The organism is Pseudomonas sp. (assembly GCF_035554175.1).
Taxonomy (GTDB): domain Bacteria; phylum Pseudomonadota; class Gammaproteobacteria; order Pseudomonadales; family Pseudomonadaceae; genus Aquipseudomonas.
Window position 1 is genome coordinate 1 of the sequence record NZ_DATMIV010000029.1, and the last position, 24658, is coordinate 24658.

Annotated in this window: 18 protein-coding genes and 1 pseudogene; 11 read left to right on the plus strand and 8 right to left on the minus strand. The window is 60.8% G+C overall.

The annotated features are described in order from the left end of the window. Nucleotides 1–65: pseudogene (gene rpsP / locus VNV36_RS13555) on the minus strand (30S ribosomal protein S16); the annotation flags it as partial. A 251-nt stretch (nucleotides 66–316) separates the two neighbouring features. Beyond that, the gene (ffh, locus tag VNV36_RS13560) at nucleotides 317–1693 is read right to left on the minus strand and encodes a signal recognition particle protein (RefSeq protein WP_325718219.1); all 1377 of its coding nucleotides are present in this window, start codon (nucleotides 1691–1693) and stop codon (nucleotides 317–319) included. Nucleotides 1694–1903: 210 nt separating this feature from the next. On the opposite strand from ffh, the gene VNV36_RS13565 reads away from it, so the two are divergent. From VNV36_RS13565 to VNV36_RS13575, 3 genes are all read left to right on the plus strand, one after another. Continuing rightward, on the plus strand, nucleotides 1904–2716 hold the full coding sequence (locus VNV36_RS13565; RefSeq protein ID WP_325718220.1) for a cytochrome C assembly family protein: 813 nt from the start codon (nucleotides 1904–1906) through the stop codon (nucleotides 2714–2716). Nucleotides 2717–2728: 12 nt separating this feature from the next. Continuing rightward, nucleotides 2729–3970, plus strand: a complete 1242-nt coding sequence (locus VNV36_RS13570; RefSeq protein WP_325718221.1) for a CNNM domain-containing protein — start codon at nucleotides 2729–2731, stop codon at nucleotides 3968–3970. A 267-nt stretch (nucleotides 3971–4237) separates the two neighbouring features. Continuing rightward, nucleotides 4238–5554 (plus strand): MFS transporter, encoded by a 1317-nt coding sequence (locus VNV36_RS13575; protein ID WP_325718222.1) that lies wholly within the window; start codon nucleotides 4238–4240, stop codon nucleotides 5552–5554. A gap of 102 nt (nucleotides 5555–5656) precedes the next feature. On the opposite strand, the gene purT is transcribed toward VNV36_RS13575, so the two are convergent. The 5 genes from purT to VNV36_RS13600 all read right to left on the minus strand — a co-directional run bounded on the left by purT (nucleotide 5657) and on the right by VNV36_RS13600 (nucleotide 8922). Beyond that, on the minus strand, nucleotides 5657–6838 hold the full coding sequence (gene purT / locus VNV36_RS13580) for a formate-dependent phosphoribosylglycinamide formyltransferase (RefSeq protein WP_325718223.1): 1182 nt from the start codon (nucleotides 6836–6838) through the stop codon (nucleotides 5657–5659). A gap of 100 nt (nucleotides 6839–6938) precedes the next feature. After that, complete coding sequence (locus VNV36_RS13585) at nucleotides 6939–7406, minus strand: preQ0 transporter (RefSeq protein ID WP_325718224.1); 468 nt, start codon at nucleotides 7404–7406, stop codon at nucleotides 6939–6941. 132 nt (nucleotides 7407–7538) lie between these two features. Then, a complete protein-coding gene (locus tag VNV36_RS13590; RefSeq protein ID WP_325718225.1) occupies nucleotides 7539–7754 on the minus strand; it encodes a DUF1289 domain-containing protein in 216 nt (71 codons plus the stop codon). After that, nucleotides 7751–8275, minus strand: coding sequence for a gamma carbonic anhydrase family protein (locus VNV36_RS13595; protein WP_325718226.1), 525 nt, complete (start codon nucleotides 8273–8275; stop codon nucleotides 7751–7753). Before VNV36_RS13595 ends, VNV36_RS13590 begins: the two co-directional genes overlap by 4 nt. 47 nt (nucleotides 8276–8322) lie before the next feature. After that, nucleotides 8323–8922: a CoA pyrophosphatase gene (locus VNV36_RS13600; protein ID WP_325718227.1), complete on the minus strand. Its 600-nt coding sequence runs from the start codon at nucleotides 8920–8922 to the stop codon at nucleotides 8323–8325. A 146-nt stretch (nucleotides 8923–9068) separates the two neighbouring features. Between VNV36_RS13600 and VNV36_RS13605 the strand changes: the two genes are divergently transcribed. The 8 genes from VNV36_RS13605 to VNV36_RS13640 all read left to right on the plus strand — a co-directional run bounded on the left by VNV36_RS13605 (nucleotide 9069) and on the right by VNV36_RS13640 (nucleotide 23593). Continuing rightward, nucleotides 9069–9623, plus strand: coding sequence for an NUDIX hydrolase (locus VNV36_RS13605; protein WP_325718228.1), 555 nt, complete (start codon nucleotides 9069–9071; stop codon nucleotides 9621–9623). A gap of 74 nt (nucleotides 9624–9697) precedes the next feature. After that, nucleotides 9698–10213 carry a L,D-transpeptidase family protein gene (locus tag VNV36_RS13610; RefSeq protein ID WP_325718229.1) on the plus strand — a complete coding sequence of 172 codons (516 nt, stop codon included), beginning with the start codon at nucleotides 9698–9700 and terminating at the stop codon, nucleotides 10211–10213. 283 nt (nucleotides 10214–10496) lie between these two features. Next, nucleotides 10497–11228, plus strand: coding sequence for a GntR family transcriptional regulator (locus VNV36_RS13615; protein WP_325718230.1), 732 nt, complete (start codon nucleotides 10497–10499; stop codon nucleotides 11226–11228). 24 nt (nucleotides 11229–11252) lie between these two features. Next, the gene (gene nagA, locus VNV36_RS13620) at nucleotides 11253–12359 is read left to right on the plus strand and encodes an N-acetylglucosamine-6-phosphate deacetylase (protein ID WP_325718231.1); all 1107 of its coding nucleotides are present in this window, start codon (nucleotides 11253–11255) and stop codon (nucleotides 12357–12359) included. After that, nucleotides 12340–13362, plus strand: a complete 1023-nt coding sequence (locus VNV36_RS13625; RefSeq protein ID WP_325718232.1) for an SIS domain-containing protein — start codon at nucleotides 12340–12342, stop codon at nucleotides 13360–13362. Before nagA ends, VNV36_RS13625 begins: the two co-directional genes overlap by 20 nt. A gap of 140 nt (nucleotides 13363–13502) precedes the next feature. Beyond that, nucleotides 13503–16016: a phosphoenolpyruvate--protein phosphotransferase gene (ptsP, locus tag VNV36_RS13630; protein WP_325718233.1), complete on the plus strand. Its 2514-nt coding sequence runs from the start codon at nucleotides 13503–13505 to the stop codon at nucleotides 16014–16016. 23 nt (nucleotides 16017–16039) lie between these two features. After that, complete coding sequence (gene nagE, locus VNV36_RS13635) at nucleotides 16040–17755, plus strand: N-acetylglucosamine-specific PTS transporter subunit IIBC (RefSeq protein WP_325718234.1); 1716 nt, start codon at nucleotides 16040–16042, stop codon at nucleotides 17753–17755. 123 nt (nucleotides 17756–17878) lie between these two features. Then, nucleotides 17879–23593, plus strand: a complete 5715-nt coding sequence (locus VNV36_RS13640) for a membrane-targeted effector domain-containing toxin (protein WP_325718235.1) — start codon at nucleotides 17879–17881, stop codon at nucleotides 23591–23593. Nucleotides 23594–23690: 97 nt separating this feature from the next. On the opposite strand, the gene VNV36_RS13645 is transcribed toward VNV36_RS13640, so the two are convergent. Then, nucleotides 23691–24053 (minus strand): DUF6124 family protein, encoded by a 363-nt coding sequence (locus VNV36_RS13645; protein WP_325718236.1) that lies wholly within the window; start codon nucleotides 24051–24053, stop codon nucleotides 23691–23693. Nucleotides 24054–24658 lie beyond the last annotated feature (605 nt).

Consider the following 24658-nt stretch of genomic DNA (forward strand, 5'->3'; position numbering starts at 1 on the left):
GTTACGGTCAGGTGGTAAAACGGGCGCTTTTTGGAGCCGCCAAGGGCAAGACGGATTGTTAGCATGTGAACATCGTTCCTGTAGTCGGTGCTGCAAATCTAAATGCACAGCGGGCATAGGTGCCCGAAAGGCCGCATATTCTAAGGAATATCCGGACTTTTGCAAATGTCTTTTTCCGGCGCCTGGCGCCGTGCGATCAAGATTTGCCATAGAGCCGTCATGAAAAACGGCAGGTCAGCTCCCGTGCAGCACGGGTTTGCTGGAGATCCCCGCCTCCGTGCGGGGCAACGCCGGCATGACAGCCGGCGCAGATTCTTTACATTTTTGGCATGCCACCGCCGGGCAACATACCGCCCATGCCGCGCATCATCTTGGCCATTCCGCCCTTGGCGGAGAATTTCTTCATCATTTTCTGCATCTGCTTGTGTTGCTTGATCAAGCGACCGATGTCCTGCACCTGGGTGCCGGAACCCATGGCGATACGGCGCTTGCGCGAACCACTGATCAGGTCAGGGTCGCGGCGCTCGGCCGGGGTCATGGAGTTGATGATGGCTTCCATCTGCTTGAACTGCTTTTCAGCCGCGCCTTGGGCGTTGCCCATTTGCGCCAGGTTCACGCCACCGATGTTCGGCAGTTTGTCCATGAGGCCGCCAAGGCCGCCCATGTTCTTCATTTGTTGCAGCTGGTCGCGGAAGTCCTCGAGATCGAAGCCCTTGCCCTTCTTCAGCTTCTTGGCCAGTTTGTCGGCCTTGTCCTTGTCGAGGGTCTGTTCGGCCTGCTCGATCAGACTGAGCACGTCGCCCATGCCCAGGATGCGCGATGCGATACGGTCCGGGTGGAACGGCTCCAGCGCCTCGCTCTTCTCGCCCATACCGATGAACTTGATCGGCTTGCCGGTAATGGCGCGCACCGACAGTGCGGCACCGCCACGGGCGTCGCCGTCGACCTTGGTCAGGATCACACCGGTCAGCGGCAGCGCGTCACCGAAGGCCTTGGCCGTGTTGGCAGCGTCCTGGCCGGTCATGGCGTCAACCACGAACAGGGTTTCGACCGGGTTGATCGCGGCGTGCAGCGCCTTGATCTCGCCCATCATCTCTTCGTCGATGTGCAAACGACCGGCGGTATCGACGATAACCACGTCGATGAATTTCAGCTTTGCTTCTTTAATAGCCGCGCTGGCGATGTCGACCGGCTTCTGGCTCAGGTCGGACGGGAAGAACGTCACGCCGATGTCGTTGGCCAGGGTTTCCAGCTGCTTGATCGCGGCCGGGCGGTAGATGTCCGCCGAGACGACCATGACCGACTTCTTCTTGCGCTCTTTAAGGAAGCGCGCCAGTTTGCCGGCAGTGGTGGTTTTACCCGCGCCCTGCAGACCGGCCATCAGAATCACGGCTGGCGGAACAGCGCTCAGGTTCAGATCTTCGTTGGCCGCACCCATCAGGCTTTCGAGCTCGGCCTGGACGATCTTCACGAACGCCTGGCCCGGCGTCAGGCTGCGCGACACCTCGGTGCCGACAGCGCGCTCCTTGACCGAATTGACGAAGTCCTTGACCACCGGCAACGCGACGTCAGCTTCGAGCAACGCCATGCGCACTTCACGCAGGGTGTCTTTGATATTGTCCTCGGTCAGCTTCGCCTTGCCGGTGACATGGCGCAGCGTCTGCGAGAGACGGTCGGTTAAGTTTTCAAACATTGCGCGATCCTTTCAGGCCCTGTACAGACCGGGATAATGGCGGCCCAGACCGGAATCAACATGTGCTCGGCGAGCCTGCGGCGTGGGCAGGTCGCGGATTATAGCGAAGACTGCGGCCGGCGGACACCTCGCCGTCAGCTTGCGGAGTCTTTCGTGCGGTGGCGGTTCTATGCCAAACTCAGCGCCTTTCGGGCTCGCCTAACAGGATTTATGCTCCCCTTGTCACCCAGTTTGCTGACCACCCTCGCCGCCGCCCTGCTCTATGCCGCTGCGACCGTCTATCAAAGTACCCGCCTGGCCACCGGTGCCAGGGCGAACAAGCGCCTGCTGGTCAGCCTCGGCGTCTTCGCCGTGCTCGCTCACGGCGCCAGCCTGCTCACTCATCTGCTGACCCCGATCGGCCTGGGCCTGGACTTTTTCAGCGCCTCGAGTCTGATTGCCGCTGCGGTGATTGCCCTGACCCTGCTCGCCTGTTCGCGGATCCCGGTGGAAAACCTGCTGGTGCTGCTGTTCCCGCTCGGTGCGATCACGGTATTGCTGGCGCAGTTCGCGCCGACCGGCACGGTGCAGATCATCGATGAAGAGCCGGGCATCCTCGCCCACATTCTATTGTCGATCCTTGCCTACGGCATGTTCACCATCGCGGTGTTCCAGGCTTTGTTGTTGCTGGTGCAAGACCACCAGTTAAAGCACAAGCATCCGTCCGGGCTGATCAAGAATTTTCCGCCGCTGCAAACCATGGAAAGCCTGTTGTTCGGTTTTCTCTGGGCCGGCTGGACGCTGTTGTCGCTGTCGCTGATTTCCGGTTGGCTGTTCGTCGAGAACCTGTTTGCTCAGCACCTGGTGCACAAGACCCTGCTGGCCTGTCTGGCGTGGATCGTGTTCAGCGTGCTGTTGTGGGGCCGTAATCGTCTGGGCTGGCGTGGCCACAAGGCGATTCGCTGGACCCTCGCCGGTTTTTGCCTGCTGATGTTGGCGTATTTCGGCAGCAAACTGGTTCGTGAATATATCCTGCACATCTGACGGGCGGCATAAATGGACGGTTTGCCCATAGGGCCGATGCTCGCGGTGTTTGTCCTGCTGATTTTATGGTCGGGGCTGTTCACCGCCGTCGAAGTCGCGCAGCAGCATCTGCTCGCGCTACGTGTTGCCACGCGGGCCAGCGATAAACCGTTGGCGAAGCTGAGCTTCCCGCTCGACAGCCTGATCCTCTGCAATACCCTGTGCCGCGCCCTCTCGGTGATCATCGCAACGTTGCTGGCGATTTTCCTCTGTGAGGATAACGGCCCGTGGGCGGCTTGCCTGGGCGCCGGAGCCGTCGTGCTGGTGTTTGCCGATTATTTCCCGCGCACCCTGGCGCGGCGTTATCCCGATGCCGTACTGGCGTTCGGCAACTCCCTGCTGGCGGTGCCGATGAAAATCGTTTACCCGTTCGCCTGGTTGTTGAGCCGGGTCAGCGGTTTGCTCATGACCCCGTTCACCCGCAAGGCTCAGGTGGTTCAGCAGAGCGAAGACGACCTGCCGGCAGAGCATCACGACGATCCAGAACATCCGGTTCGCGCCCACCCGGTTTCGGGCATCCATGCGCTGGACAACATCACGGTCAACGACATTCTGGTGCCGCGCAGTGACGTGGATGGCATCAACCTCGACGATTCGATCGAGGACATCATCGAACAACTGCGCCAGAACAAGCGCACGCGCCTGCCGGTGTTTCACAGCGACATCAATCAGGTTGAAGCGGTGCTCAACACCCGCCAGATCGGCCACTTGCTGAGCAACGGCGGACTGACCCGCGAAGCGCTGCTGGCAGCCAGTTACGAACCCTACTTCGTCCCGGAAAGCACACCACTGCAACTGCAATTGCTGAACTTTCACAAGCAACAGCGGCGCTTGGGCATGGTGGTCGACGAGTACGGCGAAGTGCTGGGCATCGTCACCCTTGAAGACATTCTCGAAGAAATCGTCGGCGAATTCGAAAGCGAACACAGTCTCGACAATCCACACATCCATCCACAGCCCGACGGACGCATGCTGATCGATGGCGCCGCTTCGATCCGTGATTTGAACAAGTGCCTGGGCTGGCATCTGCCGAGCGACGGCCCGAAGACCCTGAACGGGCTGGTGACCGAGGCACTGGAGACCATTCCGGAAAGCGCGGTTTGCTTGAAGATCGGGCGTTATCGACTGGAAATTCTCGAGACCGAGGAAAACCGGGTAAGCAAGGTGTTGATCTGGCTGACCTCATCGGTGCCTGCTTTAGTGCCTGCCCGATAGAAGATCAAAAGATCGCAGCCTTCGGCAGCTCCTACCCTGCGATCTTTTGCGCTTGTTTGATCGTTAGCCCCCTTCCTATAATCGAGGCGCTTACCCAAGCGCCGTCGCTCCCAGTGCTTACCCGGCACTACCCGGATCCCGACTGTTTCCGCTGCAAACCGACGACTGTTCCTACTCGAAACAGCGCTCGCGCCCTACCCCACATCCCTGGGTGTTCAACCATAATAATTCGCTCCACTGGAGCTCATGACTGTCAGGGATCACCGCATGACGACCCATACCGCTTACAGCGAAACCGCGCCAGCCCAGCCGACCAACTCTGCCACCCGCGTGGCCACGGCCAGCTTTATCGGCACCGCCATCGAGTTCTACGATTTCTATGTCTACGCGACCGCTGCGGCGCTGGTGATCGGGCCGGTGTTTTTTCCGCAGACCTCCGGCACGGCGCAGATGCTTTCGGCGTTTCTCACCTTTGGCATTGCCTTCCTCGCCCGCCCGCTGGGCTCGGCGTTGTTCGGCCACTTCGGCGACCGTATCGGCCGCAAATCGACGCTGGTTGCTTCGCTGCTGTTGATGGGCGTGTGTACCACCTTGATCGGCGTACTGCCGGGCTACGACAGCATCGGGGCGTGGGCGCCGATCCTGCTGTGCTTGCTGCGCTTCGGCCAAGGCCTGGGCCTTGGCGGGGAATGGGGCGGCGCGGCGCTGCTGGCCACGGAAAACGCGCCGAAAGGCAAACGCGCCTGGTTCGGCATGTTCCCGCAACTCGGGCCATCGATTGGTTTTCTCGCTGCCAACGGCCTGTTCCTGACCCTGGCCATGACGCTGGATGACCAGCAGTTCCGCAGCTGGGGCTGGCGAATTCCGTTTCTGCTCAGCGCGGCACTGGTGATGGTCGGCCTGTACGTGCGCCTGAAACTCCACGAAACGCCGGTATTCGCAAACGCGATCGCCCGTCAGGAACGGGTAAAAGTGCCGCTGGTCGAGTTGTTCAGCCAATACTGGGCGCCGACCCTGCTTGGTGCCGCGGCGATGGTGGTCTGCTACGCGCTGTTCTATATCTCGACGGTGTTTTCCCTGAGCTACGGCGTATCCACCCTGGGCTACAGCCGCGAGACGTTCCTGGGCCTGCTGTGCTTTGCCGTGTTGTTCATGGCCGCAGCCACGCCACTTTCGGCCTGGGCCAGTGATCGTTACGGACGCAAACCGGTGCTGATCATCGGTGGCGTGTTGGCGATTCTGTCCGGGTTTCTGATGGAGCCCTTGCTGACGCAGGGTTCGACCTGGGGCGTGGCGCTGTTTCTGTGCATCGAGTTGTTTTTGATGGGCGTGACGTTCGCACCGATGGGGGCGCTGTTGCCAGAGCTGTTTCCGACCCACGTGCGTTATACCGGCGCGTCGGCAGCGTACAACCTCGGCGGAATTGTCGGAGCCTCGGCGGCGCCATTCTTTGCGCAGAAACTGGTAGCGATGGGCGGGTTGAGCTACGTCGGCGGGTATGTGTCGGCGGCAGCGGTGTTGAGTCTGATTGCGGTGCTGTGCCTGAAGGAAACGCGCAATAACGATCTGAATCAGGTTGCCTGACAGAATATCAAAAGCTTCGCGAGCAGGCTCGCTCCCACATTAGGTCTGCGGTTTACACAAAATCCTGTGGGAGCGAGCTTGCTCGCGAATGCCGCGACTCGGTTACAGCTCTACAACAACCGCCTGAGACGCGCGAGTCGCCTTGGCACGCGCGGCCTCGATCGACTCATCCCGCGCCAGCGCCACGCCCATGCGGCGCTGGCCGTTCACTTCAGGCTTGCCAAACAGACGCAGCGCGGTGTCCGGCTCGCTCAGCGCAGCGCCAAGATTGGCGAAGGCGGTCTGGGTCGACTGCCCTTCCACCAGAATCACCGCCGATGCCGACGGGCCGAACTGACGGATCAGTGGCACCGGCAACCCGAGAATGGCGCGGGCGTGCAGGGCAAACTGCGACAGATCCTGAGAAATCAGCGTGACCAGACCGGTATCGTGCGGGCGCGGCGAAACTTCACTGAACCACACCTGATCGCCTTTGATGAACAGCTCGACGCCGAACAGACCACGGCCGCCCAACGCTTCAGTCACTGCTTTGGCAACGCGCTCGGACTCAGCTAGGGCAACCGGGCTCATGGCCTGTGGCTGCCAGGATTCCTGATAGTCGCCCTTTTCCTGACGGTGACCGACCGGTGCGCAGAACGTGGTGCCGCCGATGTGGCGCACGGTCAGCAGGGTGATTTCGTAATCGAAGTCGATGAAGCCTTCGATGATCACCCGACCTTTGCCAGCGCGCCCGCCCTCTTGTGCGTAATCCCAGGCCTTCTGCACGTCATCGGCACTGCGCAGCAGGCTCTGGCCCTTGCCCGACGAACTCATTACCGGCTTGACCACGCAAGGGAAACCCAAGTCCTGAACGGCTTTGCTGTAGTCCTCGAAGGTGTCGGCAAAGTGGTACGGCGAGGTCGGCAGGTCGAGCTCTTCGGCGGCCAGACGACGGATGCCTTCACGGTTCATGGTCAGTTGCGCCGCACGCGCGGTCGGGATCACGGTGAAGCCTTCGGCTTCCAGCTCGACCAGAGTGGAAGTGGCGATGGCTTCGATTTCCGGCACGATGAAGTGCGGCTTCTCGGCCTCGATCACCGCACGCAGGGCGGCGCCGTCGAGCATATTGATCACGTGGCTGCGATGGGCAACCTGCACGGCCGGCGCGTTGGCGTAGCGATCGACGGCAATCACTTCAACGCCCAGGCGTTGCAGTTCGATCACCACTTCCTTGCCCAACTCACCACAGCCACACAGCAATACGCGGGTCGCGGTTGGCGACAATGGAGTTCCGATACGGGTCATCTCAGGTCCTCAAAGGAAGCGGATCATCGAGGAAAGCCACGCAAGTGCGCTTTCCATGGGGAGAAAGCGCGGCATTTTACATGAACCCGAGACTTTGGCTTCAGCTGGCGACAGCCTGCTTGCGATCACGCCAGGCCATGATCAGCCAGACGGCGGTGGCACCAGCGAACTTCGAGGCCAGCGCGGTGATGATCACCGGCGCTGTCAGGGCGTCGATCATGCCGAAGAAGATGAAGGTATCCAGCGGAATGCTCAGCGCCGAGCTGATCCACAAGCGGTCGCGCAACGGCCGCTTGGTGATGCTGAACACCAGCCAGTCGATGCACTCGGAGACCGCAAACGCCGTGGCGCTGGCCAGCGCAATGGAAGGGTCGGAAGTAATGTACGAGAGCACCAGCGCCGCCAGCATCGCCACGATCGCGCCATGACCGAAGCGCGTCTGCACCATGTCGCGCAGTACAAACACCAGACCGCCCCATGCCGACCAGATGATGTCCAGATGTGGCGCGGTGGAAAAGGCGAAGTTGATCAGCACGACGCTGCTGATGTAGGCGATGAGGAAGATCATGGGGGCGGCCTATCGATTTGGCGCACAGGTTACTTGAGTGCCCTGAAAAGCAAAAGATCGCAGCCTTCGGCAGCTCCTACATTTGGAAATGAGCTCCCCTGTAGGAGCTGCCGAAGGCTGCGATCCTTTGATCTATTGGATCGGCGTCTTGCCAATCATCCACACCAACCCACTCGCCTTCGCCCGCTCATGACATAACCCCAGCACTACCCGGCGCTCGTCATTGTTCATGCGGCTCCAGCGGGTGATCTCCTCGACCGTGCGCTGACACCCGGTGCAAATATCAGCCTCGTCCAGCGCACAGATATTCACACACGGCGAGGCGACAGGCCGTTCGACGGTAGTCATTGTTCCTGCTCAACCAGATCGCGGGCATAACGCTGCGCGTTATGTACATAGTGCGCGGCACTGGCTTCGAGCATTTTCTTTTGCGGCTCCGTCAGTTCCCGCACGACCTTGCCCGGCGACCCCATCACCAGCGAACCGTCGGGAATTTGCTTGCCTTCGCCGATCAGCGAATTGGCGCCGATAATGCAGTTCTTGCCGATTTTTGCGCCGTTAAGAATCACCGCATTAATACCGATCAGGCTGTAATCACCGACGGTGCAGCCGTGAAGCATGGCGTTATGGCCAATGGTCACGCCGGTGCCGATAGTGAGTGGATAGCCCATGTCGGTGTGCATCACCGTGCCGTCCTGCACATTGCTGTTCTTGCCGATGAGGATCAGTTCGTTGTCGCCGCGCAACACAGCGTTGAACCAGACGTTGGCGCCCTCTTCCAGGCGAACCTTGCCCACCAGCACGGCGTTGGGCGCGACCCAGCTTTGTGGGTGGGTCTCGACACGGGCGTCGCCCAGGCGGTATTTCATCGTGATGTCCTCAGGACTTGCGGTGATGGGCCATTCGAGCGATGGCTTCAGGTATCGATAAAGCTTTTCGGCGGCTGATGCAGGCTGATTTTGGCGTCATAGAGCAGGTTGATCAACTCGACGATCATGATCGCCGTGAGCCCCCAGATCTTGTACTCGCCGAAGCGATAACTCGGTACGTACCAACTGCGGCCCTGATAGTCGATGCGGTGGGTGTGCTCACGTGGGTCTTTGCGGAAAAACTCCAGCGGAACGCTGAACACAGCGGCAATCTCGGCATCGTTGGCCTGGTATTCGACGAAGTCCGGGATGACGCCGACATACGGCGTGACCTTGATGCCGTGCAAGGAGATCAGTGGACTCAACGGGCCGATGACTTCGACCAGTCCCGGCGGCAGACCGATTTCCTCTTCGGCTTCGCGCAGGGCGGTGAAGATCAGATCCGGGTCTTCCGGGTCGCGCCGCCCACCCGGAAAAGCCACTTCGCCACCGTGAGTGGAAAGCCCGCTGGCGCGCAGGGTCAGGACCAGTTCCGGCTCGTCACTGCGGGTGATCGGCACCAGCACGGCGGCTTCGGGGAAACGCGCGTCGGTCTCCAGCGTGCGCGGTGTGTGGTTGCTTACCCTATGCAGTAGCTCGTCCAGCATGAGTGTTCTCGATCTGTGCCTTGCTCCGCATCATGCACCAATCAAAGCGAGCGCCCAAGCCCCCGAAACCCGTCGTGTCGCGAAACGACAACTTGCGACCGGCCCCGCTGCACGCCAAGATAGGCGCAGCATTCAGGAACCCGAGCATGAAATTTTGCAGCCACTGCGGTAACCCGGTCACCCAGCGCATTCCCGAAGGCGACTCGCGGCTGCGATTTGTCTGCGACAGCTGTCAGACCATTCACTACCAGAACCCCAATATCGTCGCCGGTTGCGTGCCGACCTGGGGCACGCAAGTGTTGCTCTGCCGCCGCGCCATCGAGCCGCGTCTCGGTTACTGGACGCTGCCGGCCGGCTTCATGGAAAACGGCGAGACCATCGAACAGGCCGCCATCCGCGAAACTGCCGAAGAAGCCTGCGCCCGGGTGCGTAACCTGAGTCTCTACACGCTGATCGATGTACCGCACATCAGTCAGGTGCATGTGTTCTTTCGCGCCGAACTGGCCGATCTCGAATTCGCCGCCGGGCCGGAAAGTCTCGAAGTGCAGCTGTTCGATGAGGCCGACATCCCTTGGGACGAGCTGGCTTTCCGCACGGTCGGGCGTACCTTAGAATGCTTCTTCGCTGATAGGCGCGTCGAGAAGTATCCGGTTCGTTCGGAATCGATTCCGCCATTGGTGCAGCCGGTCATTGTTGGCTAGAAGATCAAAAGATCGCAGCCTTCGGCAGCTCCTAGCTCAAACCTGATTGCGTCACTCCCTGGGGAATCGTTTCAATGCGCTGGTTGCTTGCCCTGTTCTGCCTGTCGTTCGTCAGCGTTTCACAAGCGTCATTCGTGACCACCGTGACACCGTCGAATACCCCGTTGATCGAAAAAATCCTGGTACTCAAATCGGCCCACCAATTGCAACTGATCGTCGACGGCAAGCCGCTGAAGACTTATCGCATTTCATTGGGCAAGGGTGCGAAAAAAGGCCCGAAACTGATCGAGGGTGATAAACGTACGCCGGAAGGTTTCTATTGGATCGACTGGCGCAAGACCAGCGAGAAATTCAACCTGTCGATGCACATCTCTTACCCCAACATCAGTGATGCTGCCCGTGCGCGTCGCGAAGGCGTCGAACCCGGCGGGATGATCATGATCCACGGCACCCCGGATTCCGCAGACAACCCGGAGCAGTTGTTCCACACGCTCGACTGGACCGACGGCTGCATCGCCATGCGCAATGTCGATATGCGCGAAGTGTGGAACCTGGTACCGGACGGCACGATGATCGAGATTCGCCCTTAATCTCTGACCACTGGTCACCTGCAAAAAAATAAATCAAAAGATCGCAGCCTGCGGCAGCTCCTACAGAGGTGATACCACTCTCAACTATAGGAGCTGCCGAAGGCTGCGATCTTTTGCTTTTCAACGCCCACCGCTAATACCACTTCAAACCACTGCGCCCTGAAGCCCCGATATTCGCGGGTTATAGGGTACTTGTACGCGTTGACATGGTATTGAAGTGGTATTAATTTCCGCCCCACAAGCGAGCCACAACAATCCTATACTCGCGGCGGAAACGACCAGCATGAACGACCTCCACACCCTACGTCCCGACGACTCCCAGCCGACGCCGCTGTACCTGCAACTGGCGCGCAATCTGGAAGCGGCGATTCATGCCGGGCAGTGGAAGGCCGAACAGGCGATGCCGTCGGAACGCAACCTCAGCGAGCAGCTCGGCATCTCCCGAGTCACCGCGCGCAAGGCTCTGGAAGTCTTGCTCGATCAAGGCCTGATCCGCCGCCTGCAAGGCTCGGGCACGTTCATCACCCCTCGCCTGGAGCAACCGCTGTCGCGCCTCTCCGGTTTCAGCGAAATGCTGCGTTTGAAAGGCTTCGTTCCCAGCTCGAAGTGGCTGGAGCGGGAAATCACTCTGCCAACCCACGAAGAGCTGATTCGCCTCGGCCTGTCGCCCAACGACAAGGTGGCGCGGATGAAGCGCCTGCGCAAAGCCGATGACACCGTCATGGCCATCGAGATGAGCACCCTGCCCGCGTCGATCATGCCCAAACCACAAGCGGTGGGTGATTCGCTCTACGAATACCTCGACGGCATCGGCAAACCGATCGTCCGCGCCCTCCAGCACATCCAGGCGATCAACGCCTCTGACGAATTCGCCGCCCTGGTCGGCATCGCCCCCGGCACCGCCATGCTGCTGATGACCCGGGTCGGCTACCTGGAAGACAACACGCCGATCGAAGTCACCGACACCTATTGCCGCAACGATTACTACGACTTTGTTGCAGAGCTGCGCCGCTGAGCGCGGCCCCAAGCGAGAACGAAAATGTCCGAAGACAACATCCTCACCCCCAGCGGCTGGGTTCGCGGCCGCCTGATTCACGAACACGGCAAAGTCGTGTCGATCGAAGGCGTACCGTGTGACCCGGCCGATAATGACTTGCCGTATCTGCTGCCGGGTTTCATCGACCTGCACGTTCACGGCGGTGGTGGCAAAGACATCATGGAAGGCGCCGAAGCCTTCGAAACCATCAGCAGAACCCACGTCCGCTTCGGCACCACGTCGCTGTTGGCTACTACCATGACCGCGCCGAGTGCCGAGATCTCCAGTGTCCTTAAACAAGTAGGAGAATTCTGCGAACAACGTCCGAAAGGCACGGCACGAGTCCTTGGTGTCCACCTTGAAGGCCCCTACATCAATCCGGGAAAACTCGGCGCCCAGCCCAACTTCGCTCACACCGCGTTGATGGCTGAAGTCGAAGACTATCTGGCGCTGGCGCCGATTCGCGTGATTACGATTGCCCCGGAAATCGCCGGTCACGACGCGTTGATTCGAGAGCTGAGCCGCCGTGGCATCCGCATGCAGATCGGCCATACCCTCGGCAGTTACGAAGAAGGTGTCGCCGCGCTGGCTGCCGGCGCGACCAGTTTCACTCACCTGTACAACGCCATGAGCCCGCTGCATCACCGCGAGCCGGGCATCGTCGGCGCGGCGCTGGCCCATGCGCAATACGCCGAGCTGATCCCCGATCTGCTGCACGTGCACCCCGGCGCCATTCGTGTGGCCCTGCGTTCGATTCCGTGCCTGTATTGCGTGACCGACTCCACCGCCGCCGCCGGCATGCCCGATGGTGAATACAAGCTCGGCAGCCACACAGTGACCAAATGTCTGGGCGGCGTGCGCCTGCCCGACGGCACGCTGGCCGGCAGCACCCTGACCATGGATCAGGCCCTGCGCAATCTGGTGAAGATCGGCCTGCCGATCAGCGAAGCCTCGCAGCGCCTGTCGCAATTTCCCGCCGACTACCTCGGCATCACTGAACGCGGGCGCCTTGCGCCTGGAGCCTGGGCCGACTGCGTGCGGCTCGATCGCTCACTCACACTGACCGCCGTCATGGTCGAAGGAGAAGACATTGACTTCAAAAATGCTTGAAGAGGCGCTGTCCTCGTTCGAGGCCGTGCAAGCCCAACTGCAACAACTCGACGCAGCGATGATCGAGATCGCCGGACGCCTGCGCCGTCAGCCACCGCAAGTGGCGATGACCGTTGCCCGTGGCAGCTCCGACCACGCGGCCAGCTACTTCGCCTACCTGACCATGCAGCAACTGGGTCTGCCAGTGGCCTCGTTGCCAATGTCGGTGGTGACCATGCAGCAGGCGCCGTTGAAGGTCAGCGGCCAGGTCGCGTTCGCGTTTTCGCAGTCGGGGCAGAGCCCGGACCTGGTCAACAGCCTGCGCCTGTTGCGCAAGCGTGGCGCGCTGAGCGTGTCGATGGTCAACGCCGCCGACTCGCCACTGGAAGCCGCGTGCGAATTCAGCCTGCCACTGCTGGCCGGGACTGAAAGCAGCGTTGCTGCGACCAAGAGTTTTATCGCCACCCTCAGCGCCAGCGCGCGCCTGATCGCGCACTGGAAAGAGGACAGCGAATTGCTGCAGGCCCTCGATGCCCTGCCCGAAGGGCTGCGCGAAGCGGCGAGGCAGGACTGGAGCATCGCCATCGACGCGTTGCGCGATTGCGAACGCTTGATGGTCATTGGCCGTGGTGCCGGTTTCGCCATCGCCCAGGAAGCGGCGCTGAAATTCAAGGAAACCTCGGCGATTCAGGCCGAAGCGTTCAGCAGCGCGGAAGTCCGTCACGGGCCGATGGCACTGATCGACGAACACTATCCGCTGCTGGTTTTCGCCCCACGTGGTGCCGAGCAGGCGGGTCTGCTGAGCCTGGCGGCAGAAATGCGTCAACGCGGCGCCCGGGTATTGCTCGCCGCCCCGGATGACGTCAGCGAGCGCGACCTGACCCTGACCCGCGCCGAACACCCGGCCCTCGACCCGATTCTGGCGATCCAGAGTTTCTACGTGATGGCTGCCGGTCTGGCCGAAGCACGCGGCATGGATCCGGATCAGCCGCGCCATTTGAGCAAAGTGACCCGCACGCACTGACCGCCGAAGTCCGACCTGTAGGAGCTGCCGAAGGCTGCGATCTTTTGATTTTGATCCATGAAAAAAGATCAAAAGATCGCAGCCTTCGGCAGCTCCTACAGGGGGACATCGAACCGAGATACAACTGATGAGATCCAGCCATGCCCGATAACAATAAAGAGCTGACCCTCAGCGCCCCGCTCAGCGGTCCGGTGTTGACCCTCGCCAACGTCCCGGACGCGGTGTTCGCCAGTGGCGCGATGGGCGACGGCATTGCCATCGACCCGCTCAACGACACGCTGTATTCGCCCTGCGCCGGGGTAGTCATCCATGTCGCACGCAGCTGCCACGCGGTGACCGTGCGCGCCGACAACGGTGCGGAAATCCTCCTGCACCTGGGCCTCGATACCGTTGAGCTGAACGGCGAAGGTTTCGCCATGCTGGTCAAGGAAAGTGATCGCGTCAGCCTTGGCCAGCCACTGCTGCGATATGACCTGGACAAGGTCGGCCAGCAATGCAAAAGCCTGGTCAGCCTGCTGATTCTGACCAACAGTGCGGATTTTCAAGTGCGGCCGATCACCCTCAAAGCAGTGAAGGTCGGCGAGCCGTTGCTGCACGTCATCGCGCGCAACCCGGTAGCGGCGAACACTGAAACACCTGGCGGGCCCGAGCTCAGTGGACAGGTGCGGGTCGCTCATCGCGGCGGCCTGCATGCGCGCCCCGCTGCACTGATCCGGCAAACCGCACAGGGTTTCAACAGCCAGTCACAGCTGCACTTCGCCGGCAAATCGGCGCCGTGCAACAGCCTGATCGGTTTGATGGGGCTGGCGATTGGCGAGCAGGATGAAGTGCAGGTCAGTTGTCAGGGGCCGGATGCCGCCGCTGCACTACAAGCCTTGCTCAGCGCCTTGGCGACTGCGCTGCCGGACGATCGTCATGCGCAAGCGCCGGCCACCACTGCGCCGCTGAAACGCCCGGCCGAGGCAGGCGTGTTGCACGGCGTTTGCGCGGCGCCGGGGCTGGTCGCCGGGCCGTTGTTGCACTTGAACGCGGTCAGTTTGCCGGCGGATACGGGTGATCACGATCCGCAGCAACAACAGCAGCTACTTGAAGTGGCATTGAATGAAGTGCGCAGCGAAATCGCCGCCACCCTCGCCCAGGCAAAAAAACACAAAAACCCGGACGAAGAGGCCATCTTCGCCGCGCACATGGCACTGCTCGAAGACCCGGCCCTGCTCGACGCCGCGCAGCAATCCATCGAGTCAGGCACTGCGGCGACCCACGCCTGGAGCCATTCGATCGATGCCCAGTGCGAAGTGCTCCAAGGCACCGGCAGCGCCTTGCTGGCCGAGCGCGCCAACGACTTGCGCGATCTCAGGCAACGCGTACTGCGCGCCCTGCTCGGCGAAGCCTGGCATTACGACGTGCCCGCTGGCGCCATCGTCGCCGCGCATGAACTGACGCCGTCGGATCTGCTGCAACTCAGCGCCCAAGGTGTCGCCGGGTTGTGCATGGCCGAGGGCGGCGCCACCTCGCACGTCGCGATTCTGGCGCGCGGCAAAGGCCTGCCTTGCATCGTGGCTTTGGGCGCGCAATTGCTCGATCAACCGCAAGATCAGGCCGTGGTGCTCGACGCTGACGGCGGTCGTCTCGAACTGACGCCGAATGCGCAACGCCTGGCCGACGTGCAACAGGCGCAAGCCCAGCGCCAGCAGCGTCGCGATAGCCAACAAGCCAAAGCGCATTTGCGCGCCGAGACTCGCAACGGCGTGCACATCGAAGTGGCCGCCAACGTCGCCTCAAGCAGCGAAGCGGCAGAGGCTTTCGCCAACGGCGCCGACGGTGTCGGTTTGCTGCGCACCGAATTTCTCTTCGTCGATCGCCAGACCGCACCCGACGTCGAAGAACAGCGCACAGCCTATCAGGCGGTCCTCGACGCGATGGGCGACAAGTCGGTGATCATCCGCACCATCGACGTCGGCGGCGACAAGCAACTCGACTATTTGCCGTTGCCTGCCGAAGCCAACCCGGTGCTTGGCTTGCGCGGTATTCGTCTGGCGCAGGCGCGTCCGGAAATCCTCGATCAGCAATTACGCGCGCTGTTGCAAGTCAGGCCGTTGCACCGTTGCCGGATCCTGTTGCCGATGGTCACTGAAGTCGACGAACTGCTGCACATTCGCCAGCGCGTCGAGGCCTTGTGTCTCGAGATGAGCATCGCCCAGCGCCCGGAAATCGGCGTGATGATCGAAGTCCCCGCCGCCGCGCTGCAAGCCGAGCAACTGGCCGAACACGCAGATTTTCTGTCCATCGGCACCAACGACCTGTCCCAATACACCTTGGCCATGGATCGCGACCACGCAGGTCTCGCCGCGCGGGTCGACGCCCTGCACCCGGCGCTGCTGCGCCTGATCGCCATGACCTGCGCAGGCGCAGCCGTGCACAAGCGCTGGGTTGGCGTCTGTGGCGCCCTCGCCTCCGACCCGCTGGCGACGCCGGTGCTGATCGGCCTGGGTGTCAGCGAGTTGTCGGTAAGCCCGGTGCAGATCGGTGAGATCAAGGATCGCGTGCGCCAGATGCACGAAGCCGAATGCCAACGCATGGCCCACGAGCTGCTCAAACTGAGCAGCGCCGCTGCCGTGCGTGACGCCTGTCATCAACACTGGCCTCTGCGCTAACAAAAACAAAAAGGACATACGCCATGTACCAACTCTTCATCGAGGGCCTGCAACGCCTCGGCCGCGCGCTGATGCTGCCGATCGCGATCCTGCCGATTGCCGGCCTGCTGCTGCGCCTGGGCGATACTGATCTTTTGAACATCGCGATCATCCACGATGCCGGGCAGGTGATTTTCGCCAACCTGGCGATGATCTTCGCTATCGGCATCGCCGTCGGATTTGCCAAAGACAACAACGGCACCGCCGGCCTGGCCGGGGTGATCGGTTATCTGGTGATGACCTCCACACTCAAAGTGCTCGATCCGGCGATCAACATGGGCATGCTCGCCGGGATCGTCAGCGGTCTGATGGCCGGCGCGCTGTACAACCGGTTCAAGGACATCAAGCTGCCGGAGTATCTGGCGTTCTTCGGTGGCCGGCGTTTCGTGCCGATCGTCACCGGGTTCGCAGCGGTCGGTCTGGGCGTGCTGTTCGGCTACATCTGGCCGCCGATCCAGCACGGCATCAACGCGTTTGGCGCGCTGATGATGGAAAGCGGCAGCATCGGCGCGTTCGTGTTTGGTGTGTTCAACCGCCTGCTGATCGTCACCGGACTGCATCACATCCTCAACAACATGGCCTGGTTCGTGTTCGGTAACTTTACCGACCCGGCCACTGGCGCACTGGTGACCGGCGACCTGTCGCGCTATTTCGCCGGCGATCCGAAGGGCGGCCAGTTCATGACCGGCATGTTCCCGATGATGATCTTCGGCCTGCCCGCCGCGTGCCTGGCGATGTACCGCAACGCCCTGCCGGAGCGGCGCAAAGTGATGGGCGGGATATTTCTGTCGATGGCGCTGACCTCGTTCCTCACTGGCGTAACCGAGCCGATCGAGTTCGCCTTCATGTTCCTCGCGCCGCTGCTGTTCCTGCTCCACGCGCTGCTGACCGGGCTGTCGATGGCAATCACCAACGGCTTGAACATTCATCTGGGCTTCACCTTTTCCGGTGGCTTCATCGACATGATTCTCGGCTGGGGCAAGTCCACCAATGGCTGGCTGGTGCTGCCTGTCGGGCTGGCTTACGCGGCAATCTACTATCTGGTTTTCGACTTCTGTATCCGCCGCTTCAACCTGAAGACGCCGGGGCGTGAGGATGTGGCCAGCGCAGAAAAAGCCGTGCTCTCGGAGAACGAACGCGCCAGTGCCTACATCAAGGCCTTGGGCGGTGCGCAGAACCTGCTGACGGTCGGCGCCTGCACGACCCGCCTGCGCCTGGAGATGCTCGATCGCCACAAGGCTTCGGACGCCGAGTTGAAAGCCCTGGGGGCAATGGCCGTTGTGCGCCCGGGCAAGGGCGGCAGTCTGCAGGTTGTTGTCGGGCCGATGGCAGACAGCATTGCCGATGAAATTCGCCTGGCGCTGCCTGCGCAGGGACAGGCCGTTGCGGTGGAAACTGCAGTGGCGGCAGAGGAGCACAAAGCCACCGTAGTCACCAGCGCCGAGGCGCAGCAATGGCTGAATGCGTTGGGCGGCAGCGACAATGTATTGCAGCTCGACTGCATTGCCATGACCCGCATTCGTCTGCAACTGGCCGATGGCAAGACCTTGTCCGAGGCACAGTTGAAAACGCTGGGATGTCTGGGTGTCAGCCAGTTGGACGGCGGGTTGTGGCACTTGCTGGTGGGGGACAAGGCGGCGGGTTTGAGCGCAGCGATGGCGGCTTTGATGACCCGGCATGAGGCCAGCGCCCAGGTTTGAACCTGTAGTGTCCTGATCGAGGGTTGGGGGAGCGAGTTCCCCCAATCCCATAAATATGTACCACCCTGCGCCACGCACGCCTCGCCATGCTGATTCCTCATACTCAGCCTGGAGAACGTGCCCATGAGCACCCCCACCGCCCCGACAACCGAAGAGATCAAAAGCGATCTCAATCAGATCAGCCATCACCTCTTCAATGCCCCCACACCACTGGTTCCAGAACAGAAGCCGAGCCCCGAAGAGGCCTACCTCAAACGCCTCGATGAACAATTGAAAACCTACCGCGCCAGCTACCTGCAACGCAGCCGCGCGCTGTACCAGGCGCTGGAAACCAGCGACCTGCAAAGCGACGAAGGCAAAAAGCTCGTCGAGACGCTGAAAATCAGACTCAGCACCCAACTGATCAACATGGATCTGCGCGATCAGATCGACGGTAAACCGGCAAAGACCTTTCTGAAATACGACGCCGGATTTACCGCCATCGGCCATGAAGCACGCCAGGCCGTCAAAGATCGCCTGCTACGTACGCAGGCCGGCGAACTGCTTGAAAAAATCGACCTCGGCCCGATGCTGCGTCCCGCGATGTACGCGTTGCAGTTCAGCTATCAGGGCACCACCGTCGAGCTGGCCGGCGCCTTCGTCGTCACGGAAAAGGACAGTCCCCGTGTCAACGATCTGCTGGCCAACCAGAGCGTCGGCTACGCCGTGCTGTTCACCCCGGCAAGGGGCCTGGAGCTCTTTGACTCTCTGGCCGATCTGGACACCCATTTGCGCACATCCCTGAACCAGGCCAGCGCCGGCATCGAGTTCATGCAAATGCTGCCGACGCGTTATCACGGCGTAGGCGCAGCAGGAATCTGGCCGCTGCTGCTCGCACCGATCGACAGCAAACCGTTGTTCGAACACATCTACGACGCGCTGATCGAAAAACGTACGCAGGATATAGAGCGCGCCTTGAGTTTCGCCGATAACCCGCAACAAGACCCCGCGCGCTTGGTCACGGCTCTGGAACGCGCCATTGCCGCCGCCCTGCCGGATCTCACGCCGCGCCAGGAGTTACGCGCACAAACCCTGTTCGAACGCCATCTGCACTACAGCGCACCGGACTGGTACCGCAGCGCCAGCACCACGCAAACGGCCGATCTGGCTCAGCATCTGCGCAATTACCAGCAATCGCGGCAGCACCTGCTGGAGCTGATGGGGCCGGTAGCCACCCTGACGGCACTGGCCCGCGAGCAATGGCTGGAACGCCTGAGCGAAGACCTGGAAATCGACGACCTCGAGCCGGAAAAGCTCACCCTCTCGACCGACCGCCGAGTGCCGGGCTACGGCGTTTACGTGCACCAGATCAATCTGCTCGAGCTGTCCCTGCGCGGCCCGCATACCGGCGATGAATTGCCCGGCTCGGAATTTCTGAGCTACACCACCCTCAGCTACGATGGCGCGCCTTTGCCGCCAGCCTATGCGGACGTGACGCCGGCATGGCTGGTCGAACAGGCCCTGAAACTGCAGCCGCGTGTCGATTTCAGTCACTTGCAGAAAGAGATGCAGGCCAGACCCACGATCAAACCCGCCATTGAGCAGATGCTCGATCATCGTATCCTCGCGCTCGCTCATACGGCCGTGCTGCAAGGGCACCTGCGCAACAGTGATCTGCAACTGATCCAGCGCTTGCGCGACGGCAGCGACTCCCGCCTGCGCGCCGCCACCCTGTCGCTGCACGGCGCGCAACTGCAGGATCTGTGGTTGCTGCGCCAGAGCGATGACAAAGGCGCGATCACGCGCGTGTTGATGTGCACACCGCAGGCGCCGCGAGAGCAGCAGTTCCAGGCTTTCGACAGTGAGCGCGAATGCCAGACCCATGTGCTCGGCTGGGCCAGGCACAGCGACGTTGCCGACAGCATGGCCGGATACCTGATCAGCCGTGCACCGATGCGCTTTCGCCCGACCTTGCGCAAAGTGCTCACCGGCCTGAGCTTCAAGCCCGAGGCCCTGGAGCACCGTAAGGTCACGTTCGAAAACATCGGCAATCATCCCGGTTGCCTGCAGGCGATGGCCGAACACATGCTGGCTACGCGCATCGATGACTATGACTACAGCACCCCGCTGTGGTACCGCACGACGACCGCGGCCAATCGCCGGACCCTGTCGACCCTCACCGACGATGCCGAAGGCGCACTGCATGGGTTCAACAATCATCCGTTGTCGGGCAGCCGCTTTCCGGCCTTTGACGCTTTTGTGCACGCGCAGGCGAAGATCAGTCTCAATCGCTTGCTCAAGCGCCCGGACAACGATGTCGACCCCGATACTGTCTGGGCGTACTCGCCGACCTCCCTTGTGCGTTCGACAACTCCGCCACCGGTGTCGTATACCCATCTGTACCGCGACGGCTATGCCGACGGCATTGGTTTTATCGATGAAAAATTTTCCCGTTCGGCGCGCTTCAAGGGCCCGACCGGCATCGATATCAGCAACCTGACCGCGCAAAATGTCGCCCGCTCGGTGACCGGCGTGTGGATCGGCCAACGCTACACCGACAAGGTCAAGGCCGAACTGCAGAGTTCGACCAGCGATGGCTACGACTTCCGCCGCAACGCGACATTGGCCATCACCCAGCGCCAAATGAGAAGCGCCGCCCTGGAATGCCAACTGCAAGGCCATATAGCCAGCATCGACCGGCAATGGCTGGAACAAAGCATTACCAGCATGGGCGAGACCTCCGGCCCCATACGCACGAAATACCCGATTCATCGCTTGATGATCGACGGCGAGTGGGTGATGGATGCATGGCTGTTCGGCCATGCCGACAACCCGGCCCTGCTCTACACCCCCGATGCGCCGGACGGCGTCAGTTTCCGCGAAGCGCGACTGTTCAATTACCTGCTGCAACAGCAGGCCGGCATGATCGAATACCTCGTGTCGCGGGTTAGCGTCGATGCTCAGTCCCGGGTGCGCACGTTCCTTGAAAACGCCAGGAAGCAGTTGCCCAAAGACCTCAATAAAACTACGCCGAGCCCGGCACGTTACGACGCGATCACTGCAGTCACCGCTGTCAGGGATGTACGCTCGGCGCTATACGATATGAAGCTGCAACGCCGGATCGACAACGTCCATGCCACCACGAGCAGTCGCGGCGAGATGATCGTCGGGCTGATCTGGACCTGCGTCGAATGGATCACCGCCGTCGCTACCGCCCCCTTCCCGCTGCTGAGCCTGAGCAGTGGCCTGCTGTTGGCCTTCAAGGACGCCATGCTCGCCCTGCACGCTTATCGCCAGGGTCACCACGGCGAAGCATTCCAGCATCTGCTCGGCTATCTGTTCAACAGTGCCGGCGCGCTGCTGACCGACCTGCGGCCAGTGCTGCGTTCGCTCAAGCCGGTGCGCCGGCCATTGCGTCAGAGCATCGCCAGTGCCGGCGACGAACATCAGAATGTCGCGACACTGGTCGACCAGGTAGCGCCCCCACCCCTATGGGACGGTATGCGCGCAGTCGTTTTCAGAAACAAACTGCTCTATGCCGCAAAAAAACCTGACGCACTCGGGCGTTATTTGCTCTATCGAGGTGATCCGAATGGGCCCGGCCTGCTCTCGACCGGCATCCTGGCGGTGCCCAATGCCGATGGGGTGATGGTGCGCAGCGGCATGGCCGGCGGCGCGCCGAAATACGACCCCAAGCCAGAGCCCTCCGCTCCCTATACAGACTTTGGCGTGGCGCCCGAATACCGGCACCGCGCCGAAATGGCGATGAATCCGAAAATCAACGAGGAACTCTTCGGGCGTGGTAAGGATTACGGGTTACCCGAAGAGATGGTAATCGTTGATATCGTCGACGGTTATGCCAAGGCACGCACGGCCTACATGGCCCAGGTCGAAAAACTGACCACAGCCGCCACACGCCATTTTTCCGGACTGGGCCCACTGCCCGCTCCTGCGCCGGCCCCTGCCATCGCTGCCGACATGTCATTTGCACAATTGCTCGCCAGCGATGGGTGCAAAGGGAAAAACCTGGTCATTGGCGCCCGACCCGGTTCCATCGCCAGCATGCAAGTGCTGATCGATAACCTGGACAAACTGGCAAGAAACGGCTTCAAGCGGCTCTACATCGAATACCTGCCCGGTGACGTCTTCCCTCTCAAACTGGAAAAACTCAATGCCGGCAAATCCTGGCTCCATATTGAGACGCATCTGAAGGCTGTCGATAAAGCAATGGGTTACGAAGCGGCGTTTTCGTATCGGACGCTGGTACACACCGCACTGGCAAGGGGCCTGAAAATCCACGCTCTGGATGCCTCGACCTGCTATCGGCTGGAGGACGCCATGGTGATGTCCAAACTCTCGCCTTTCAGGCCACGCAGCAATGTCATCAGGAATTTCTACTCACATAAAACCCTTGCCGCCGATATTGCCAAAGCACCTGAGGAGCGCTGGATTGTCCTGACCGAGCAGACGCGCATGCGCACCTTCGACAACACACCCGGCCTTGCCGACCTGCACGATGCTGTCGCCGTGCGTATCGAAGATGTCGACCTGTCGCAACCCAAGAGCATCAGCGTGGATTTGCCCGGCGCAACCGCCGCAGAAGTGACTGTCCACGGCGATTACCTCGTGCAGATACCGACCACGTACAAGGCTCCTCGACCGGTCTCGAAGCCAGCGGCAACTGCCGTGACTGTCAGTCACTTGAGCGACTACGATATGGCCTCGTCGCTTCATGACGATGTTGTCAGGCTCATGTCTGAGAGTAACGGGCTTAACACCTCTTTAAGTCCCGCGAAACAAGACAGCGAACTGTTCACTGCGTTTATCGATACCCGCCAGCGTCTGGGCAAAGCGGCCAGAGACGCATCCACAGGATTCAAACCTGCGAAAACAGAAGCGCTGCCGACGATTACCGCCGACGAAACCTTCGACACGTTTTTGCAAAAAATAGCCGACGGCCGCTTGAATCTCCTGATTGGTGAAAATCCATCCGAAGTGTCAGCCAAGGCGCTGCTCAGGCAATACATGAAGGCATTGAAGGATGCGGGTTATGAGACATTGTACGTTGCGCAGGTGTTCACCGATCTGCATCAGGCCGAACTGGATATTTTTCATCTGACCCAGCGCATGCCCGAGCGGCTCAAGACCCATCTGCAAAAACTGAGCGCAAGCCGACCGAGCGGTTATGTAGGTGACAACAATTACCTGGAGGTGTGTGAGGCGGCGGCCAAATACGACATGCGGGTCAGGGCCATCGATTGCGTCGCCAGCTACAACGTCAAAGGGTTGCTGGATCCCGAGCTGTCGAGGAAAGAGATGTTCAGCTATTTCGCCACTGAGGCAATCAAAGCCGACCAACAGCTCCACGGGCCGCATAAGTGGATTGCGCTCATTGACCGAACGCAGACCAATTACAGCTTGGGAGTACCGGGACTGGGCGAGACACTGAGCGCGGTCAGCCTTCATGTACGCGACAGTGCGCCTGAACTGGCCAGCACCATTCGACAGGGCGCGTGGGCGACAGTAATTCCGGAAAACGCCGTCAACGCACGGGCATTGCGCAGTGACTTCACGATGAACGTCGCAGTGGCCGGCAAAAAGGAGATTGCTCCGACGCCGGCGGTCAGGCGCAGTAGACTGACCCACGATGGTATGTTCTTCATCGAAAATGAAGACCCGGGCCTGCCCCGCCTGGTGCATAAATCCAGGACCGAAGGCATCGTTGTCACACCGATCCAGGTCAATGACAAAGGTCTGTTGTTTATAGATCGCTGGGGGAAACAAGATCAGGCTTTCAAATATATGCGGACGCTGATCGACATGCTTGTGAAAGACTTGAAGCTGACGCAGGTGACATAACGCTGGTTCGCTTGCACGTTGTGAAAAAACCACCGGGTTTGCAAGCCCAGTGGTTTTTTTATGGCCGAGAGCAAACGAACTGCGAGCCACCCGGGTTTCAGGTTCGCGAATCCACCCGATCCAGCGCCCGGTTCACCGCCAGCTCAGCGAGCATGATGATCTGTTGGATGGCCAGCGCCGTATTGCGCTGTGGTCGCCCCAGTTGATCGGCGAAATCACTGGCCAGAGTATTGGCCGAAGCGAGGGATTCACACGCGTGAGCCAGCAGGGTTTCGGTGTCGATTTCGGGCTGGATGAGGAACATGGTGCTGGGCGGGTGCGGTTTGCTCGGCTGCGGGCACAGGTAAAAATCCAGGGCGCGCTTGATCGCTTCGCGGTTTTTGGCGAGGTCGTCGGCGCGGATGGCTTGTTCGAGGGGGGTGGTGGGTTCGAGGGGTGGGTCGGGGACGATTTTATCCACAAGGCTTCTCCTGCTGATGCTGATGGGCAGCCATCGATCGCCGGATCTCACGCGGCGAATGGGTGGCAGCTATGTGCGAGGTGAGATCCACCGGAGCAGGCAACCGGCCAGACCGAAGTCTGCCCGCACACAGCCGCCATAAAACAGGCAGCAGATTAAGCTGGCGCCAATTATCGTGGTGCTGGCGCCAGTTGCAAGCTATCCGGGGATCTCACTCCCGGTCGCTGATTCGCAGCGACGGGAAAAGACTAGAGATCGCACGTCCGACGGACAACCTGAAAACATTGTGGGAAGGTTCGGGTTATTTGGCAGCAGATTTAAACAACTTCAAGTCATCGGGCGCCTGGATGGGCCTTATCGCGAGCAGGCTCGCTTCCACAGAAAGCAAAATCAAAAGATCGCAGCCTTCGGCAGCTCCTACACACGATGAGCGTTAGCTCGAGTAAAGCATTTGATCTTGATTTACGGGCGACGTCGGAAGGCTGAGTGGAGGGATTGATCCGGGGGTGGGAGCGCAGCGACCGTTTGGCGCAGCCAAACACAGCGAGTGTAGGTGCAGCGAAGCAAACCGGAGCCGCTGCGCCCGGATCGATCCCGCAGCGAAG